Below are 18,026 nucleotides of genomic sequence, written 5' to 3'. Positions count from 1 at the left end.
AATGGCAACTATCGAAGAGCTTGAGTCCCTGCGCTGGGACCTTCGCCGCGATTGCGTCGACATCATCATGGCCGGCGCCGGCGGCCACATCGGCGGCGACATGTCGGTCATCGACGCGCTCATGACCCTCTACGCCAACCATTTGAACATTTCGCCCGAGACCGTCGACGATCCCAACCGCGATCGCTTCGTGCTCTCCAAGGGCCACGCCATGGAGGCCTATTACGCGGTGCTGTGCCACGAGGGCTACCTGGACCTCGACGACGTCAAGGCCCGCTTCTCCAAGTTCGGCAGTCCTTACATCGGCCATCCCAACAATAAACTCAAGGGCATCGAGATGAACTCCGGCTCGCTCGGTCACGGCCTGCCCGTGGCGGTGGGTATGGCGCTCGCCGGCAAGATGGACGGTCGCGACTACCGCGTCTACACCATCATGGGCGACGGCGAGCTTGCCGAGGGCTCGGTCTGGGAGGGCGCCATGAGCGGCGGCAACTACCAGCTCGATAACCTGTGCGCGCTCGTGGACCGCAACCGCCTGCAGATCAGTGGCAGCACCGAGGACGTCATGAAGCAGGATTCGCAGGAGGAGCGCTGGGCCGCCTTCGGCTGGAACGTGCTCTCCATTCCGGGCAACGACATCCAGGCCATCGATGCCGCGCTGACGTTGGCCGCTGAGACCAAGGGCAAGCCCACGGTCATCATCCTCAACACGGTGAAGGGCTATGGCTCGCCCGTTATGGAGGACAAGGCCGCCTGGCATCATCACCTGCCCAACGATGAGGAATATGCCCAGATCATCGCCGATTTCGCTGCCCATAAGGAGGCTATCAATGGCTAACAAGATCGCCAACCGCAAGGTTATCTGCGACACGCTGCTCGAGGCCGCCGAGACCGATAAGGACATCGTCGTCCTGTGCTCCGACTCCCGCGGCTCCGCATCGCTCACGCCGTTCTTCGATCAGTATCCCCAGCAGTCCGTCGAGGTCGGCATCGCCGAGCAGGACCTGGTGAGCATCGCCGCCGGCATGGCTTCGTGCGGCAAGAAGGCCTGGGCCGCCTCGCCGGCGTCCTTTGTGACCACGCGCTCGTATGAGCAGTGCAAGGTCGATGTCTCGTACTCCAACACCAACGTCAAGCTCATCGGCATCTCGGGCGGCGTGTCCTACGGCGCCTTGGGCATGAGCCATCACTCCGCGCAGGATATCGCTGCCATGAGCGCGATTCCCAACATGCGCGTATATCTGCCGAGCGATCGTTTCCAGACCGCCGAGCTCGTGCGCGCCCTGGTTGCCGACAACAAGCCGGCCTATATCCGCGTGGGCCGCAACCCGGTCGAGGACGTGTATACCGAGGACGAGTGCCCGTTCCAGATGGACCGTGCCATCTGGGTACGTCGCGGCACCGATGTGACGATTGTCGCCACCGGCGAGATGGTCCGCCATGCCGTGGACGCCGCCGACCTGCTGGCCGAGCAGGGTATCTCCGCTACCGTGCTCGACATGTACTGCGTCAAGCCGCTCGACGCCGAGGCCGTGATTGAGGCCGCCGGTGCCACGCGCGCCGTCGTGACCGTCGAGGAGCACAGCCCCTTCGGCGGCCTGGGTTCCATGGTCGCGCAGGTCGTGGGCGAGCATTGCCCGCGTCCGGTCAAGTGTCTCTCCCTGCCCGACGCGCCGGTCATCACCGGTACGAGCCCCGAGGTCTTTGCGCACTACGGCCTGACGGGTGCCGGAATCGCCAAGACGGTCGCCGAGTTCCTGCCCGCAGAGTAATTGGAATGTGACAAAGGGACAGTCCCTTTGTCACATTCGTTTTGAAAGGGGTGGCCATGGGCCGCTACATCATCGGAATCGATCAGTCCACGCAGGGCACGAAGGCGCTGCTGGTGGACGAGGGCGGCCACCTGATTCATCGTGCCGATCGCTCGCATCGCCAGATTGTCAACGATGTTGGCTGGGTGAGCCATGATCCGACCGAGATTGCCGCCAACGTGCTGGCCGTGGCGCGTGCCGTGGTGGAGGAGACCGGGGTCGATCCGGCAGATATCGCCGGCATTGGCATCTCCAACCAGCGCGAGACCACCGTTGCCTGGAGTCGCACGACGGGCGAGCCGCTGTGCGATGCCGTGGTGTGGCAGTGCGCCCGCGCCCGTGAGCTGTGCGACGGGTTTGCTGCGCGCGAAGGCGTGGCCGAGCTGGTGTGCGACACGACAGGTCTGGTGCTCTCGCCCTACTATCCGGCGGGCAAGATGGCCTGGATCCTCGCGAACGTTCCGGCGGCTGCCGAGGCCGCGGCGGCGGGCGAGCTGTGTCTGGGCACCATCGATGCTTGGGTGGTCTGGACGCTCACGGGCGGCGCGGAGTTCCGCTGCGACTGGTCCAATGCCAGCCGCACGCAGCTCTTCGACCTGCGCCGTGGCTGCTGGAGCGAGCCGGTGTGCGAGGCCTTTGGCATTGATCCGGCGTGCTTGCCGCAGGTGACCGATTCCGACGGCCTGTTCGGCACAACGGACCTGGGCGGCTTTTTGCCGGCCCCCGTGTCGGTGCACGGCGTGCTGGGCGACAGCCATGCGGCCCTGTTTGCGCAAGGCTGCCACAGCCGCGGCATGGCCAAGGCGACCTATGGCACCGGCAGCTCGGTCATGATGAACGTCGGCGACGAGTTTGTCGCCAGCTCGCACGGGCTTTCGAGCTCGCTTGCATGGCGTATGGATGGCGTGACCGAGTATGTGCTCGAGGGCAACGTGAGCTACGCCGGCGCCGTCAAGACCTGGCTGCGCGACGACCTGGAGCTCATCAACAACCCCGAGGAGGTCACCGACCTGTGCTACGCCGCCAATCCGGCGAGCCGCGTCTACTTTGTGCCGGCGTTTACCGGCCTGGGCGCGCCGCACTGGGCAAGTGATGCCGAGGGCTGCGTCTTTGGCATGACGCGCACCACGGGTCGCGCGGAGTTCGTAAAGGCCGCCGACGAGTCGATCGCCTATCAGATCTTCGACGTCATTGATGCGATGGTCGAGGATTCGGGCGCCGCACTGGCCGAGCTTCGTGTTGACGGCGGCCCCACGCGTGACGCGTACCTGATGCAGTTTGAGAGCGACTTGGTCGGCTCGCCCATCCGCATTGCGAGCAATGACGAGATGAGCGGTCTGGGCGCAGCTTGGGCCTGCGGCATTGCGCTGGGCATGTACGCGCGCGATGTCGTTGACGTCTATGGCGCCCGCGGCATCGTGGAGCCCACCATGTCCGTCGACGAGCGCGCCAAAAAGATCGCCGGCTGGCGCCACGCCGTCGACGCTACAATCGCGTACACGGCCTAGGCGGCTGCGCGGCGCCCAAGCGCCGCATCTTGCCGTTCAAGCCGTCGCTTGCGTACCAAAGTACGCGGCGCTCCTCTTTCACGGCAACCTGTGGCGCTTGGGCGTCGCTCGCCTTCTGCCGGCTATTCCCTGAATCTCATCTGGCTTTCTGGGACGGGGATTATAAAATCACGGTAGGAGTGCGGCAACCGCCTCGATCAATACCTTTCCATGGCGAAAAGCTCGCGGCTCGCGGGAGGGACGCTGCTTCAATTGTGAGCGACTCTAGCGCCCCGGCATGTCATCGTACGGGCGATTGGGCGCGCTCGGGAAGGCATCGCTTCCATATTGGAGCAGATACTGCTGAACGACGAGGTCAATTGCCGCGAGCGCCCCGTATTTGCCCGTGTCGTTGGCATTCGACTCGCCGCACTGCATGATGAAGGCGGCCTGATTCCAATATGGGTTCGAGGCGTTTTGCGTGATTGCCAGCACGGAGCACTTGCTATCCCTGATGCTGTTGCAGACATCGACATATCGAATGGGATAGCTGCCCCCAACGCTGCAGATGATCGCCAGGTCCTCGGGCTGGAGGGATTGGGCACATGCAAGCTGGGAGGCTTGATCCAGATACAGGTCCATGACCTTTCCCATAGAAAACAGCTTGTTCTGAAGGTAGCGTCCAGTATCCCAAAGAAAATGATGGGAAAAGAACGCGACTCGGCGGCAATTATGAATTGCATAGGCGATTTTTGGAAGTTCGGCCAGGTTTTTCTCGGAAATGGTCGCGGCGATGTTTTGCTGAGCTTCCCTCGCATATTCAAGAAACGTCGCGTGCGGGTTCGCGGTGAGATTGCAAAAGAAGCGCTGGGAGTAGTCGTAGCTGATGGGATAGTCGACCCCGAGCGCGTCATGCATCTCTTTGAAGCTCTCGTAGCCTAAGAATCGGCAAAAACGCGAGACGGAAGCCTTCGAGACGTAGCACATATCGGCGATCTGCGCGATGGACATGTCCTTGAGCGCGTCGTAGTTTTCCAACATCTTGACGGCTATCTGATAGTTGTTGTCGCGCTGCATGCTGGTGTCTATATAGCTGAGGAGCTTTTCCCCAACAGAGCCCATCGGGTTGGCACAATTCAAGAGTCCACTCCCATCAGACGTTTCAAAACCATTAAATACCAGCGGGTTTCATATCGTGAAACTCATGTCTCCATTCTGTAACATCGGTGTCCAGGATGGAACGCAAAACCCTGTGCATTCGTGTTGTACTCAATGGTAACAGGAGCCGGGCGATTAAGCCCGGATGCGGATACATGAAAGGGAGATTGCATGGCACATCAGTCGACTTCGGTATTTCCCGAGACGTTTCTCTGGGGCGTCGCGACCGCTGCGCACCAGGTTGAAGGCAACAACGTGAACAGCGACACGTGGCTGTTCGAGAATGTTGAGGACACGGCGTTCATGGAGCCTTCTGGCGACGCGATGGACCACTACCATCGTTTCCGCGAGGATATCGCCCTTATCGCATCTCTTGGCCTCACCTCCTATCGTCTGAGTGTCGAGTGGTCGCGCATCGAGCCGGCGCGCGGCTTGTTCTCCAAAGCAGAGTTCGCGCACTATCGCGAAGTGCTCCAGTGCTGCCGTGACAACGGTCTCAAGACGATCGTCACACTCCATCATTTCACGTCGCCGATCTGGCTGCTCGCCCAAGGCGGCTGGGAGTCGCCCGAGACTCCCTCCCTTTTCGCGCGGTACTGCGCGCGTGTGGTCGAGGAGATGGGCGATTTGATGGACTACGCATGCACCATGAACGAGCCAAACCTGGCATGGCTCTTGGCTGATGTCGGGGCCACGTCGCGCAACGCCTCCGATCGCGCTGAGGACCCCATGTTCCGCAGCGTCGCCAAGGCGTTGGGAGTCGAGCCGGCATCCCTGGCCCAATTCCAGTTCGCAGCCACCGAGCGGGCGTTCGATGTGAAGCTCGCCGCTCACAAGGCTGCCGTTGACGCCGTGCATGCAATCCGTCCCGATCTCCCGGCAGGTTGGACGCTCGTGGGAAGTCCCTTTAAGGCGGCTCCCGGTGGCGAGGAGCGCGCCGCAGCTGCCCGCGAGGAGATTCGCGATCGCTTTTACCGTGCTTCCGCAGGCGATGATTTCGTGGGTATCCAGACGTACTCGCGCTCGTGGTACGGCGCGGATGGCCCGGTTGACCCGCCTGCCGGCGTGGAGCTCACCCAGCGCGATGAGGAGTTTTATCCCGAGGCCATCGAGGAGAGCCTGCGAGCTGCTTGGGACCAGTCGGGCACGCCTCTGTTCGTCACCGAAAACGGCATAGCTTCCGAGGACGACGAGCAGAGAGAGCGCTTTTTGGATCGAGCTGTCGCCGGTGTGGGGCGTTGCGTCCGCGACGGTATCCCGGTCTTGGGATACACCTGCTGGTCCGCGTTTGACAATTTCGAGTGGGTTTTCGGGTATGGCCCGAAGTACGGGATCATCTCCGTCGACCGCGAGACACAACGCCGCACCGTAAAGCCAAGCGCTACACACCTGGGAAGCATAGCGCGCTGTAACGGTGCCTGCGTCGAGATCGGTGATGCCCGATGAAGCGCCTGCTGATACGCGCCGACGACCTTGGCTACTCTCGGGGCGTCAACTACGGCATCGTCGATTCGGTCCGCGGCGGACTCGTCGGGTCAGTCGGGGTCATGACCAACATGGAATCCGTGGACCACGGCCTCGAATTGCTCGACGGGCTCGACGTGTGCCTTGGCCAGCACACGAACATCTGCGTCGGCAGGCCGCTTACCGACCCTGCGCTCATTCCGAGTCTCTGTGGACCGGATGGCATGTTCAGGCCGAGCGGGGTGTATCGGGACGCCATGAAGCGGGGAATCGACTTCGTGGTGCTCGATGAGGTCGTCTTGGAGATCGAGGCTCAGTATCGAAAGTTCGTATCGCTTGTGGATAGAGAACCCTCCTACTTTGAGGGTCATGCGGTGGCGAGCCCGGCGTTTTATAAGGGGTTGGAGATCGTGGCGGAGCGCCACGGACTGCCGCTGTTCCCGATGGGCGCGCCGGGGGAGGCGGTCACGTTCAAGAGCACGCGTGTCGCTGCGTACATGCCCACAGATTTTCGCGCCTATGAGATGGATCCGTTCTCGGCGGTGCGCGGCGCCGTCGAGAATGCGAACGACGACGCGTGCACCCTCATGGTGTTCCATCCGGGTTATATCGATGCCTATCTCATGGACCACTCGAGCATGATGACGGCGCGGGCGCGTGAGGCGTCGATGCTTTGCGATCCCGCAACCCGTGAATGGCTGGTGAGTCAGGACATCGCGTTGGTGACATACGACGATCTGAGCTAAGGAGAAAGGTGGCAAGTATGGCAAACAGGTTTCCCGATGGATTCCTATGGGGTGCGTCGACGAGCGCATTTCAGGTAGAGGGCGCCTGGGGGGAGGGCGGCCGAGGCAAGTCGACGACCGATCGCGGCTTCGGCATCCCCGGAATCACAGATGGCAGCGTGGCGTCCGACCACTACCATCGCTGGAAAGAGGATGTCGACCTCATGGCCGAACTCGGACTCAAGACGTACCGCATGAGCTTCTCGTGGTGTCGCATTATGCCCGGTGCGACTTGCGAGCCGAATCCCGAAGCCCTGGCGTTCTACGACGGTCTGATCGATTACCTTCTGGAAAAGGGCATCGAGCCCTTTGTGACGCTGTATCACTTCGAGTGCCCCCAAGCACTCGTCGACGAGTTCGGCGGATGGTTAGATCGCAGGATGATCGATGCCTTCGCCCGCTACGCAGAGGTCTGCTTTAGGCACTTTAAGGGCCGTGTAAAGCTGTGGGCGACTATCAACGAGCAGCTTATCGCGACGGCGTCGTCGGTGAACACCGGGGATACCGAGACCGACCCCAAGAGACATCAGGGCAATACCTATCAGATGAGTTACCACATGTCTCTCGCAGAGCACCGTGCTTTCGAGCTTTTGCACTCAATCGATCCCGAGGCGAAGATCGGGCCGGTCTGTGCCATCCAGGTGACCTATCCGCTCAGCAGCTCGCCTGCAGATGTGATGGCGGCGCTCAATGCCGAGGAGATGGAGCAGTTCTACATGCTCGACATGAGCGTGCGTGGATCGTATTCCCCGTATGCGGCGAGCTATCTCAAGCGCGAGGGGTTCTATCCCGCGGTCGAGCCCGAGGACGATGCGGTCCTGCACGGGTCGACGCCCGATTTCATCGGCATTAACTATTACTCCAGCAGCTGCGTCAAGGAGCGCACCGAGCCCATCGTATTCGGTGGCTTCCCGCCTTGGGGCGCGGGCGACTTCGTCCTCTGCGACAACCCGAGGCTCGAGAAGACCGAGTGGATGCCCAACGGCCTCGACCCCATCGGGCTGTCGATCGGCATGCGCAAGGTGCATGACCGCTACGGCCTGCCCATGATCATCACCGAGAACGGCATGGCTTTGAGCGAGGAGCCCGATGAGTCCGGCGCGATTCACGACGAGCAGCGCATCGCCTATCTCTCCGCGCATATCGCCCAGGTCGGCGAGCTTATCGAGCAGGGTTATCCCATCTTTGGGTATTGTCCGTGGAGCTTTGTCGATGTGGTCTCCAGTCATCAGGGCTTCGCCAAGCGCTATGGCCTTGTATACGTGGATCGCACCGATGACGACATCAGGACTTGCGACCGGATTCGCAAGGACAGCTTCTATTGGTATCAGAAGGTCATCGCGGGCAATCAGCTGCCCGAATAAACGCAGGTTTTCCGGTTGGCGCGAAGTCGCCGATGGGGGATAGAAAGAAACGGGAAAGGAAGTACCATGGCAGATAACAAGCGTATCGCCGACGATATCCTCAAGGCGGTGGGCGGCCCGAAGAACGTGACTTCGGCGACCCACTGCATGACGAGGCTCCGCCTTGTGCTCAAGGACGAGTCCAGCATCGACGATGACGAAGTCAAGGCCGTTGACGGCGTGATGGGCATTGTCCACGGCGGCCAGCAGTATCAGATCATCGTGGGGACGAACGTGCCCAGGGTGTACGCGGAGTTCTGCTCACTTGCCAACGTCAACGAGCTCGAGGCGGTTGAGGACGCCGAGGCTGCCGCCGCCGACGTCGAGCTTGTCGGCAAGAAGAAGCTTACGCCCATGCAGATCCTGAAGAACGTCGTCGGTTACATGGCGGGCTGCATGACCCCGATGATCCCGGTGCTGCTCACGGGCGGTCTCGCAAATGCGATCAATGCCCTGTGCGGTCCGCAGCTCCTGGGCCTGTACCCCGCGGAGAGCGACATCTACGTGCTCTTCGACTTCATCTACGATGCCGCCCTGTACTTCATGCCCATCCTCGCGGGCGTCAACGCGGCGAAGCAACTTGGCATCAACGGTATGCTCGGCGGATTTATCGGCTGCATCCTCATGTCGCCGGATTTCGCCGCAATCATCGCCGAGGGTAAGGCGTTTACCGTCTTCGGCATCCCCTGCAACACGTCTGCCGCCTATGCCCAGACTGTCCTGCCCATCATGATGTCCGTTCCGCTGTTCGCTGTTGTTTATAAGTTTGTCGGTAAGCACATGCCCGACATGCTCTCAACCGTGTTCACGCCCATTTTGAGCCTCCTTGTCACCTCGCCGTTCATCCTGTGCCTGCTCGCCCCCTTCGGTACGATTGTGGGCAACGCCATCAGCGGCGGCCTTGCCTGGTTCGGTATGAATACCGGATTCTTCGGTGTCGGCGTGATCGCCGCCCTTTGGGAGTTCCTCGTCATGAGCGGTATGCATCTGGCCCTTATGATGCCCATGATGGCCTCGTTCTTCGAGACTGGCGAGATGACCGGTGTCATGCTCGCGGGTAGCTTCGCCACGTGGGCATGCTTCGGCGTCGCCCTCGGTGCGGCTCTTCGACTCAAAGGTAAGGCGGAGCGCGGCAACGCCTTCGGCGCCTTCGTATCCGGTATCTTGGGCGGCGTTACCGAGCCTGTGCTCTATGGCATCTGCCTGTCTCACGTGCGCTGTTTCGGCGCCTTGATGGTCGGTAGCTTTGTCGGCGGTGCGTATGCTGGTATCGCCAATCTCACCCAGTACGTCATCACCTCTGCGAACTTCCTGTCCGTCCTGAGCTATGTGGGCGGCACCAACGCCAATTTCATCCAGGGTATTATCGCGAGCCTCATTTCCCTGGTCGTCGCAGCTGTGTGCACGTATCTCTTCGGCTTTAGCAAGAAGGAACTCGATCAGGCAAACGCCAAGTAGCATTGAGCCCTTGCTCCTTTAGAGGGAAACTCCATGATTGATGCAGCCTGAAATAGCCCGCGCCTCGCTCTCTCGAGTGGGGCGCGCGTCTTGCCTTCTATCACGCATGCGTGGCCGACGGCTATCGCGAGGTGGGTTTCCCTTCGGCCCATCTGCCCATGGAACGTGAGGCCCTGCGCTGCCTCGACGAACGACAGCGTTTTCGGGTGGTTCGCGCCATAGCTGTCGGGAAAGGCTGCCTGCGTGAAGTCGTGCCCTTCGAACGACTTCACGCAGGGGAATTTCGCCTTCCTGAACAGCCTTGCGCGCTTGGATTCCTTCCGGACCGCCATCTCATGCTCGATGAGCTCGCTCGTCCCGGGCAGCTTATTTGGGACGGGGCTTTTTTGACTGGTATGATTGGTGCGACCATTCGAACCAGCTAAAAGAGCCCCGTCCCAAATTGACTACCGAGAGGATCTGCCATGGAGCGCATCGCCAGCTTTTCCGTTGACCATCTGCTGCTTGAGCCCGGCGTGTATGTGAGCCGCATCGACCGCGATCCGGCGACCGGTGCTGCCGTCACCACGTTTGACCTGCGCCTGACCACGCCCAACAAAGAGCCGGTCATGAACGCGGCCGAGTGCCATACCATCGAGCACCTGGGCGCGACGTTCCTCCGCAATCATGCCGAGTGGTCGAGCCGCATTGTCTACTTTGGTCCCATGGGCTGCCGCACGGGCTTTTACCTCGTCGTATTTGGCGAAGTGACGAGCGAGGAGATCCTGCCGCTCGTGCGCGAGCTGTTCGAGTTTGTCGCGGGCTTTGAGGGCGATGTCCCCGGTGCCGCTCCCGAGGAGTGCGGCAACTACCTGGATCAGAACCTCCCCATGGCAAACTGGCTTGCGCGCCGTTATCTCGACCGTGACCTGGCCGATATCGACGAGAAGCACCTGCACTATCAGCAGGCATAAGGGATTTATCGCCCAAAACGCGCGCATTGGGCGCCTTCGCTTATGCGGGGGCGCCTTTTTGTTGAGTGGTCGGGATGGGCGTTCAAAATCGCTTATATTTGTTCTAGAATGTTCGTACTGTCACATAAACGAACAGGAGTGAACATGCATATCTACTCTGTCAACGATCCCGAGTTCAAATCCTATGGCAGCGTTTGGGATAACGTTCCGTCCGAGCTCACGTCGCCCGTACTCGAGGCGCTCTCTGCTACGCCCATCCCCGAGGGCAGCAAGTACGTAGCGAGCGCGCCGGAGCTCGAGGGCGTCAAGGATGCCGACAAATTGGGCTTTCTCATGTTTGGCGGTCGTCCCTTCCAGCTGGGCTGGTGCAACGGCCACAACACGAAGCTCAACTGCCTGGAGTATCACCGCGCCAGCGAGTTTAACCTGGGCGCCCGCGACTTTATCCTGCTCGTGGCGCATCGCTGGGAGATCGAGGGCGGTAAGCTCGACACCGCATGCGTCAAGGCGTTCCGCGTGCCGGCGGGTACGGTTGTCGAGGTCTTCAACACCACGCTCCACTACACGCCGTGCATGGTCGACGACGGTGGCTTCCAGGTGATGGTTGCGCTGCCCGCCGGCACCAATGGTCCGCGCCCCGAGGCTGCAGCCGACATGCCTGCCGCCGGTGACAGCTACTGCTACTGGAAGGCCGACAAGTGGGTCTTCTGCCACGCCGATAGCCCCAAGGCTGCCGAGGGCGGCTACGTGGGCCTCGTCGGCAAGAACCTCGACATCACTGTGGACTAGAATCTTCCGTCTCGATCTGTAACATCTAGCGGGCTAAATCGTTACTACCTGTTACAGATTGAGACATACCGTAGAAGGCCGCCCGAAAATCTCGATCTGTAACACCAGGCCCGGTTTTGGCGGTCTACCTGTTACAGATCGAGATAAAACGGGCCCAAACCACCACAAAGGTGCCTGTCCCCATTGTGGTGGCTGCCTAGAACTGGCTGCGAAGGTAGTCAGCCATATATGGAACGGCGAAGCGCACGTAGCCGCGGCGAGCCTGTTCGATCACGCCGGCGTCAATAAGGCGCCGGCGATACTTTTGCGCATAGTCGGGTGTGACCGACATACGCTCCGCTACATCGGAAATACGCGACGCAGCGTCTTCGTCGTCAGCCATTGCGGCGAGAAACGCGACGTCTTGGTCAGATAGCGCGGCGAGCGTCGTTTCGCAGACATCGTTTTCGAAATCGACCTTCGACGCTTCGATGGCTCCGTCAATTTGCCCTTGCGCTGCGCGTTCTCCAGCCTTGCAGCGATTGGCGATGTTATAGCCGATCAACTGCAGCATATAGGGCGAACCTTGGGTCGCGTGAGCGGCGCGGAGACGAAGGTCGCTTGGAATATCAAGGCAGAGCTCTTCGAAAGCCCGCTGGTAATAGGCGTCGACATCTCCGACCGAAAGCGGTTCGAGCGTGACCTTGCGAGCGCGGTTGAGAAACGTCAGCACGCGGTCATTGAGTGTTGCGCAGACGGCTCCGGGAAGGCCCGCCATGACGAGTGCGACGTTGAGTCGCTCGCCGACCAGCTCTTGATAGGCAGTGACGAGCTGCCTAATCTCGGGTGAATTTGCCTGGAGCTCATCGATAAGGATGAGGATGCCATGGCCCTGCTCGGTCAGTTTGCGCGCAAGCTGCGTGAGTTTAAACTGAAAGCTCTTGGTCTCCTGCACGTCTCGTGTGAACTCGAGGCCTGCCGAGAACCCAAAAACACTCAGGCTGCCACCCGTGAATTTGGGAAGACAGCGTTTGTTGACGTAAGGCTCGCCCGCCTCTTGGATTTTCTCAACAATGCGCTCGAGCATATCCTCGGAGGCCACGGTAGGCGTGGAGACAACGAAGCCGAGCTTGCGTGCGCGATCGGCAAGTTCCCACAGAAGAACTGTCTTGCCACTGCCTCGCTGACCAAGCATGAGCATGGCTCGGTCGCGATTGCCCGGCTCCTGCTCAAGGCCGGATATGAATGTCGAAATTACCGTTTCGCGCCCGACTAGATAAGAGGGGCGATTTCCAAATGAGGGGGAGAAGATGGGTTCAGTCATAAGTCTCCTTTCCTTTTTTTCCTATTTTTTCCTTTCTTTCCTATTCAGTCAAATGGTCTGTCACCCGAAGGCGGCTACGTGGGCCTCGTCGGCAAGAACCTCGACATCACCTGCGACTAGGGGCTTTCCCCAACCACCACAAAGGTGCCTGTCCCCTTTGTGGTGGTTGGCGGTTTGGGCCGGCGGATATCAAAAAGTGTCAGACGTGGGCGGCTGCCGAGCGTCTGCGCGCGAAAAGAAGTGTCGGCCTGCGCCGCTGCCGTTGAGTAGCGCGCTGCTTGCGGGGATACTGAAACCACGACAAACAGCGTGCGAAAGGATTGATGCATGGCTTTCCGTAAAGACTTCCTGTGGGGCGGCGCGACGGCTGCCAACCAGTGCGAGGGTGCCTACGACGTGGACGGGCGCGGCCTGGCCAATGTGGACGTGGCCCCGCACGGCCCCGAGCGCTATGCGGTGGTCTCCGGCCAGCGCAAAATGCTCGACTTCGAGGACGGCTATTACTACCCCGCACAGACCGGCATCGATTTCTACCACCACTACAAGGAGGACATTGCCCTCTTTGCCGAGATGGGCTTTAAGACCTTCCGCATGAGCCTGGCCTGGACCCGTATCTTCCCCAACGGTGACGAGGTCGAGCCCAACGAGGCCGGCCTGGCCTTCTACGAGGACGTGTTCCGCGAGTGCCAAGCGCACGGCATCGAGCCGCTCGTGACCATCACGCACTTCGACTGCCCGATCCACCTCATCAAGGAGTACGGCGGCTGGCGCAACCGCAAGCTCATCGACTTCTACAAGAACCTCGCGACCACGATCTTCACCCGCTACAAGGGTCTGGTGAAGTACTGGCTCACCTTCAACGAGATCAACATGATCCTGCACTTGCCGTTTATGGGTGCCGGCCTGGTTTTTGAGGAGGGCGAGAACAAGGAGGCCGTCGAGTACCTGGCCGCCCACAACGAGCTCGTCGCCAGCGCCTGGGCAACCAAGATTGCCCACGAGATCGACCCCGAGGTCAAGATCGGCTGCATGCTCGCCGCGGGCACCTACTATCCCTACAGCTGCCGTCCGGGCGACGTGCGTCAGGCGCAGCTCGACAACCAGAACAACTACTTCTTTGTCGACGTCCAGAGCCGCGGCTACTACCCGGCCTATGCCGTCAAGAAGCTCGAGCGTCTGGGCATCGACGTCGGCATGACTGACGAGGACCGCGAGATCCTGGCCGAAAACACCGTCGACTTCATCAGCTTTAGCTACTACAGCACCCGCTGCTCTGCCGGTGCCGACAACCCCGATGTCGAGAAGACCAAGGGCAACGCCTTCGCCGGCGCCAAGAATCCCTATCTGCAGGAGAGCCAGTGGGGCTGGGCCATCGATCCGCTGGGCTTCCGCATTACCCTCAACGACCTGTACGACCGTTATCAGAAGCCGCTGTTTGTGGTCGAGAACGGCCTGGGCGCCAAGGATGTTGTCGAGGAGGATGGCTCCATCAACGACGACTACCGTATCGACTACCTGCGCCAGCATATCGCCGCCATGCGCGATGCCGTGACCGAGGACGGCGTGGACCTTTTGGGCTACACCACCTGGGGCCCGATCGACCTCGTCTCTGCCGGCACCGGCGAAATGTCCAAGCGCTACGGCTTTATCTACGTCGACCGCGACGACGCGGGCAACGGCACCCTCAAGCGTTCCAAGAAGAAGAGCTTTGATTGGTATAAGAAGGTAATCGCCACCAACGGCGAAGACCTGGCCTAAGGGCACTGAGGCACTCAACCTTGGGGCTCCAACCCTCCTCGCGTACCTAAAGTACGCTTCGTCGGGCTTGTCGCTCCCAATCTTGAGCACCTCAGGCCCTTAGGAGGTGGACCTGACCGCCGCATTTCGAAAGTTATGCTTTATAGCTTCCTAACCAAGGCGCCCGGCGAGCAGTTTATGCCCGCCGGGCGCTTTGTTAAAAGAAGTGAAAGAAAGCAAAAGAAGTTAAAACTTGCAAAAGAAGTTAAAACTTGCAAAACTAGTGAAAGCAGGATAGAGCTGACGGGGGAGTGTTCCATGGATGTGCCCATTAATCCGTTTACGCCGACATTTGGCATCGTCCCGCCAATTATGGCCGGCCGCACGTATCTTATTAATGATGTTGTGCGAGCGCTCGACCGCGGACCCGGCGATCCCAACTTGGCAACAATCTATGTTGGCGCACGAGGAACAGGTAAAACGGCCCTGCTCTCATACCTTAGCTCCGAGGCGCAAAGGCATGGTTGGATTTCGGTCGGCGTGGCTGCTGCTCCTGGAATGTTGGAAGACATTTACGAGCAAACGCGTGAAGTTGCGGCTGAATATATCGATAGCGGCTTAAATCCTAGGCTCAGAGGTTTGAGTGTGGGCCAGCTATTTAGCGTGGAATGGGAGCCGGAGCAGGCACCTTCGGCAAACTGGCGCACGCGGATGACTCGCCTTATAAAAGCTTTGGACAAATATGACATCGGTTTGCTGTTCACGATCGATGAGGTGTCGGCTTCGTTCGATGAAATGATTAGTTTTGCCTCTACGTACCAGATGTTTGTGCGCGAAGGCCGACGTGTGGGAGTGCTGATGGCGGGGCTGCCGCATCAGGTGTCAATGCTGCTGCGCAACCAGTCCGTTTCATTTTTGCGTCGATCAGTTCAGCACCACTTGGGGAATATTAGCGACAAGGAAATTGCCGTTGCATTGAAGGAGACCATCGAGGGCGGTGGCAGGCGCGTGAGTGCTGACGGCCTTCAGAAGATGGTAGATGCCATCGGCGGTTTTCCGTTTCTTATGCAGCTCGTCGGTTTCCGCTCTTGGGATATACGGCCTCAGGCAGAAGAGATAACCGTCCAAGATGCTGCAAGGGGCATTGCGCTTGCGCGTTCTGACATGGAGCAGCGCGTGTTGGCGCCGACGTATTACGAACTGTCCGAAGGCGATAAAGCGTTCTTGGAGGCAATGCTTGCAGACGGGGGCGAGAGCAAGATTGCGGACGTTGCAGAGCGAATGGGCGTAAAGAGCAATTATGCGTCGCAATACCGCGCTCGCCTGATTGAGCAAGGGATTATTGGTGAGCGCGGCCGAGGAAGGGTTGGCTTTGACCTTCCGTATTTTAAGGAATACCTAGAGGAGACCCTCGCTGTCGATTAGTCATTGGGGGACGTTCTTGTTTGACTGGTCGTTTAAGAACGTCCCCAATGACTACTTGCCTAATTATCACCATTGTTTACCAGCGCGTTTAACCGAATTTACAGTTACCAATTAACCAAATATCAATTCTTTGGTTAACCATATTTACGCATTTCAATTAACGAAACAGATTAAACATGTACTGTTTGAGTTGGCACTTGGGGACGTTCCTTTTCTGTCGGCACCTGGGGACACTCCTGAGAGGTAGTCATTGGGGACGTTCTTAAACGACTAGTCGTCAGGGACACTCCTTGCGCGCCTTGCCGTCTGCGGATTTTGGGACATGCGGCCCGATTTTTGGGCCCATCTGTCGGTACACTAAAGGCACTATGGGTACCCGCGAGCGACATATCGGTCACGCGGCCGCCCGATCCGCACCCGCGGCGGATCCCAGGGGCGGCAAGCTCTTTGCCATGCCGCGATTCCTTGTTGGCATATCGCATCGTGTATACCGCCGCCGCGTCTTTGCTATCGCCGGCGCCATCACCGCGCTGTTCCTTATGCTTTTAGCGGTCTTGCCGGCGCTGTTCGCCTCGGACCCCAAGCTTTCCAACACCGTGCCCGTCTATGGTGAGGTGTCCAAAGAGGTCGCGGACGAGCTCGCTCATACGAGCTCCTTTCCGCTACTTGTCGCCGCAGTCACGTTTTCAATCTGGGGCGTTCTCGCTTACCTGCGCTGCCTGGACTATGTGTTGCGCCGCCGCCTTGTTGCCATCGCTGCCATCTGCGCCCTGTGGATGATTGAGGTCATCTTTAAGTACAAATCATTCACGCCAAGCTACGCCACGCTGCTTTGGTACCTGTACTACGTGCCCATGACGCTCATCCCGCTGCTCTTTCAGCTATGCGGCATGCGCCTCGTGGGCGTGGAGCAACATCGCGCGGGCCGCCGCTACCGCACGGCCTTGTGGATTACGGCCGCCCTGCTTATCGCGTTTGTGCTCACCAACGATTGGCACCGGCAGATATTCCACTTTGACCGCGCAAGCGAAACCTGGAGCAACGACTACACGTATGGCTGGGGTTACTTTGTCTTTCTGGCGTGGACGGCTTTTAACGTCGTTGCCTTTTTTGTCCTGGTGGGACGGTCCTCGTCTTATAGAATCCAGCGCTTTTCAGGCACGGCAGCACTCGTGTTGCTGGGCGGCGCGTTCTTTGCCGCTTCGTATGCCCTGCGTGTGCCCTGGGCGTGGAAACTCAACTTTTCGCTGGTCTATTGCGTGCTGTGCGTGGTAACACTCGAGATTTGCCTCGATTGTGGCGTTATCCCGTCGTATCACGATATCGCCGGCATCTTCGATACCCTGCCGCTCGATCTCAAGGTTCTGACGCGCGACTTGCAGGTGGCATATGCCACGCCGATGTCGGGACCAATCACGCCAGATGTGCGCGAAGAGCTTCGTGCGCAGGAGTACGGGCGTGCCCACGCCTTTACCGTGGCGTCTGCCCCCGATGTGATGTATCGAGCTTTTCCGCTGCTGGGCGGGTCGGCTCTCCTTGCCCAGGAGGTCTCGGAACTCAACGAGCTCAATCGCGAGCTGGCGTATCGGCGTATGGAACTGCAACGTCAAAACGAACTGCTCGCGGCCGACTATGACCTTAAGGCGCATTTGGCAGACCAGGAGGCCGAGGCGCTGCTGGTTCAAGATGTGGACCGGGCGCTTGCCCGCGCGCTCGATGAGATGTACAGCCTGCTGAGCTCGCTGCCTCCGCTTACCGACGAGGCATCCTCGCATGAGCGTTACCGCATGCTGCAGTGCGCCAAAATGCTCGTTGCCTATTGCAAGCGCAAAGGGTCGCTCACGTTGGCGCAACACGAGGAGAGCGGCTTTGACCGCGACCGTATTCAGCTGATTGCCAACGAGCTCGCAAGCGATCTGCGCGCCATCGATGTCGACTGCGCCTCGATTGTCGCCATACGCCGCCCACTGCACGCCAGTACGGTAAGCGCGCTGTACGACTGCGTGTACGACTTTGCGTTTTTTGCCTACACCACCGATCATCCGGCGCTTATGTATCACTTGGGCGACCACGACTCGTGCAGTGTCGAGCTGCGCGCCACGCTCTTTTCCAACGATGAGGACGATCTTTCGCGAACACCCGCCGCCCACGAGCTCGAGGTCGCGCTGCAGGGGCGAAACGTGGCGTATCGTCTTGAGGGCGAGCCCGGTCAGCTGCGCATGATCGTCTTGATGCCGCGGACGGGTGAGTGAC

General features: G+C 59.8%; 15 protein-coding genes. 12 read left to right on the top strand and 3 right to left on the bottom strand.

Translation table 11 applies throughout. The annotated features are described in order from the left end of the window. Window position 1: 1 nt before the first annotated feature. From DW123_RS07585 to DW123_RS07575, 3 genes are read left to right on the top strand one after another with little or no spacing between them, the layout of a single operon-like run. Window positions 2–838, top strand: a complete 837-nt coding sequence (locus tag DW123_RS07585) for a transketolase (RefSeq protein ID WP_192934535.1) — start codon at window positions 2–4, stop codon at window positions 836–838. After that, window positions 831–1,772: a transketolase family protein gene (locus tag DW123_RS07580; RefSeq protein ID WP_118273266.1), complete on the top strand. Its 942-nt coding sequence runs from the start codon at window positions 831–833 to the stop codon at window positions 1,770–1,772. The genes DW123_RS07585 and DW123_RS07580 overlap by 8 nt, the downstream gene beginning before the upstream one ends. Window positions 1,773–1,828: 56 nt before the next feature. Continuing rightward, window positions 1,829–3,319 (top strand): glycerol kinase GlpK, encoded by a 1,491-nt coding sequence (locus tag DW123_RS07575; protein ID WP_118273265.1) that lies wholly within the window; start codon window positions 1,829–1,831, stop codon window positions 3,317–3,319. A 264-nt stretch (window positions 3,320–3,583) separates the two neighbouring features. Here the strand turns inward: DW123_RS07575 and DW123_RS07570 are convergent, their stop codons facing one another. Continuing rightward, window positions 3,584–4,375, bottom strand: a complete 792-nt coding sequence (locus tag DW123_RS07570; RefSeq protein ID WP_158570721.1) for a MurR/RpiR family transcriptional regulator — start codon at window positions 4,373–4,375, stop codon at window positions 3,584–3,586. Between the two features lie 252 nt (window positions 4,376–4,627). Here DW123_RS07570 and DW123_RS07565 point away from each other — a divergent pair, with 252 nt between their 5' ends. The 4 genes from DW123_RS07565 to DW123_RS07550 all read left to right on the top strand — a co-directional run bounded on the left by DW123_RS07565 (window position 4,628) and on the right by DW123_RS07550 (window position 9,566). After that, a complete protein-coding gene (locus DW123_RS07565) occupies window positions 4,628–5,902 on the top strand; it encodes a glycoside hydrolase family 1 protein (RefSeq protein ID WP_118273264.1) in 1,275 nt (424 codons plus the stop codon). Beyond that, complete coding sequence (locus DW123_RS07560; RefSeq protein ID WP_118273263.1) at window positions 5,899–6,666, top strand: ChbG/HpnK family deacetylase; 768 nt, start codon at window positions 5,899–5,901, stop codon at window positions 6,664–6,666. Before DW123_RS07565 ends, DW123_RS07560 begins: the two co-directional genes overlap by 4 nt. A gap of 17 nt (window positions 6,667–6,683) precedes the next feature. After that, window positions 6,684–8,069 carry a glycoside hydrolase family 1 protein gene (locus tag DW123_RS07555; RefSeq protein ID WP_117798870.1) on the top strand — a complete coding sequence of 462 codons (1,386 nt, stop codon included), beginning with the start codon at window positions 6,684–6,686 and terminating at the stop codon, window positions 8,067–8,069. Between the two features lie 66 nt (window positions 8,070–8,135). Continuing rightward, on the top strand, window positions 8,136–9,566 hold the full coding sequence (locus DW123_RS07550; protein WP_118273262.1) for a PTS transporter subunit EIIC: 1,431 nt from the start codon (window positions 8,136–8,138) through the stop codon (window positions 9,564–9,566). On the opposite strand, the gene DW123_RS07545 is transcribed toward DW123_RS07550, so the two are convergent. Beyond that, window positions 9,548–9,910: an ATP-binding protein gene (locus DW123_RS07545; protein ID WP_255413585.1), complete on the bottom strand. Its 363-nt coding sequence runs from the start codon at window positions 9,908–9,910 to the stop codon at window positions 9,548–9,550. The genes DW123_RS07550 and DW123_RS07545 overlap by 19 nt on opposite strands. A gap of 120 nt (window positions 9,911–10,030) precedes the next feature. Between DW123_RS07545 and DW123_RS07540 the strand changes: the two genes are divergently transcribed. Together DW123_RS07540 and DW123_RS07535 are read left to right on the top strand one after the other, a co-directional pair. After that, a complete protein-coding gene (locus tag DW123_RS07540) occupies window positions 10,031–10,519 on the top strand; it encodes an S-ribosylhomocysteine lyase (RefSeq protein WP_118273260.1) in 489 nt (162 codons plus the stop codon). Between the two features lie 144 nt (window positions 10,520–10,663). Continuing rightward, the gene (locus tag DW123_RS07535) at window positions 10,664–11,308 is read left to right on the top strand and encodes a DUF4867 family protein (RefSeq protein WP_118273259.1); all 645 of its coding nucleotides are present in this window, start codon (window positions 10,664–10,666) and stop codon (window positions 11,306–11,308) included. A gap of 196 nt (window positions 11,309–11,504) precedes the next feature. Here DW123_RS07535 and DW123_RS07530 read toward each other — a convergent pair whose 3' ends face one another. Continuing rightward, window positions 11,505–12,611, bottom strand: coding sequence for an ATP-binding protein (locus tag DW123_RS07530; RefSeq protein WP_118273258.1), 1,107 nt, complete (start codon window positions 12,609–12,611; stop codon window positions 11,505–11,507). A gap of 327 nt (window positions 12,612–12,938) precedes the next feature. Between DW123_RS07530 and DW123_RS07525 the strand changes: the two genes are divergently transcribed. From DW123_RS07525 to DW123_RS07515, 3 genes are all read left to right on the top strand, one after another. Further along, complete coding sequence (locus DW123_RS07525) at window positions 12,939–14,369, top strand: 6-phospho-beta-glucosidase (protein ID WP_118273257.1); 1,431 nt, start codon at window positions 12,939–12,941, stop codon at window positions 14,367–14,369. 135 nt (window positions 14,370–14,504) lie between these two features. Then, window positions 14,505–15,773 carry an ATP-binding protein gene (locus DW123_RS07520; RefSeq protein ID WP_233540154.1) on the top strand — a complete coding sequence of 423 codons (1,269 nt, stop codon included), beginning with the start codon at window positions 14,505–14,507 and terminating at the stop codon, window positions 15,771–15,773. 368 nt (window positions 15,774–16,141) lie between these two features. After that, window positions 16,142–18,025 carry a histidine kinase N-terminal 7TM domain-containing protein gene (locus DW123_RS07515; protein ID WP_117742941.1) on the top strand — a complete coding sequence of 628 codons (1,884 nt, stop codon included), beginning with the start codon at window positions 16,142–16,144 and terminating at the stop codon, window positions 18,023–18,025. The last annotated feature ends 1 nt before the right edge of the window (window position 18,026 follow it).

Origin of the sequence: Collinsella sp. AM10-26 (genome assembly GCF_003472525.1) — a bacterium.
GTDB lineage: Bacteria > Actinomycetota > Coriobacteriia > Coriobacteriales > Coriobacteriaceae > Collinsella.
Note: the sequence above shows the minus strand (reverse complement) of the source record. Positions and strands in the feature narration are given on the sequence as shown.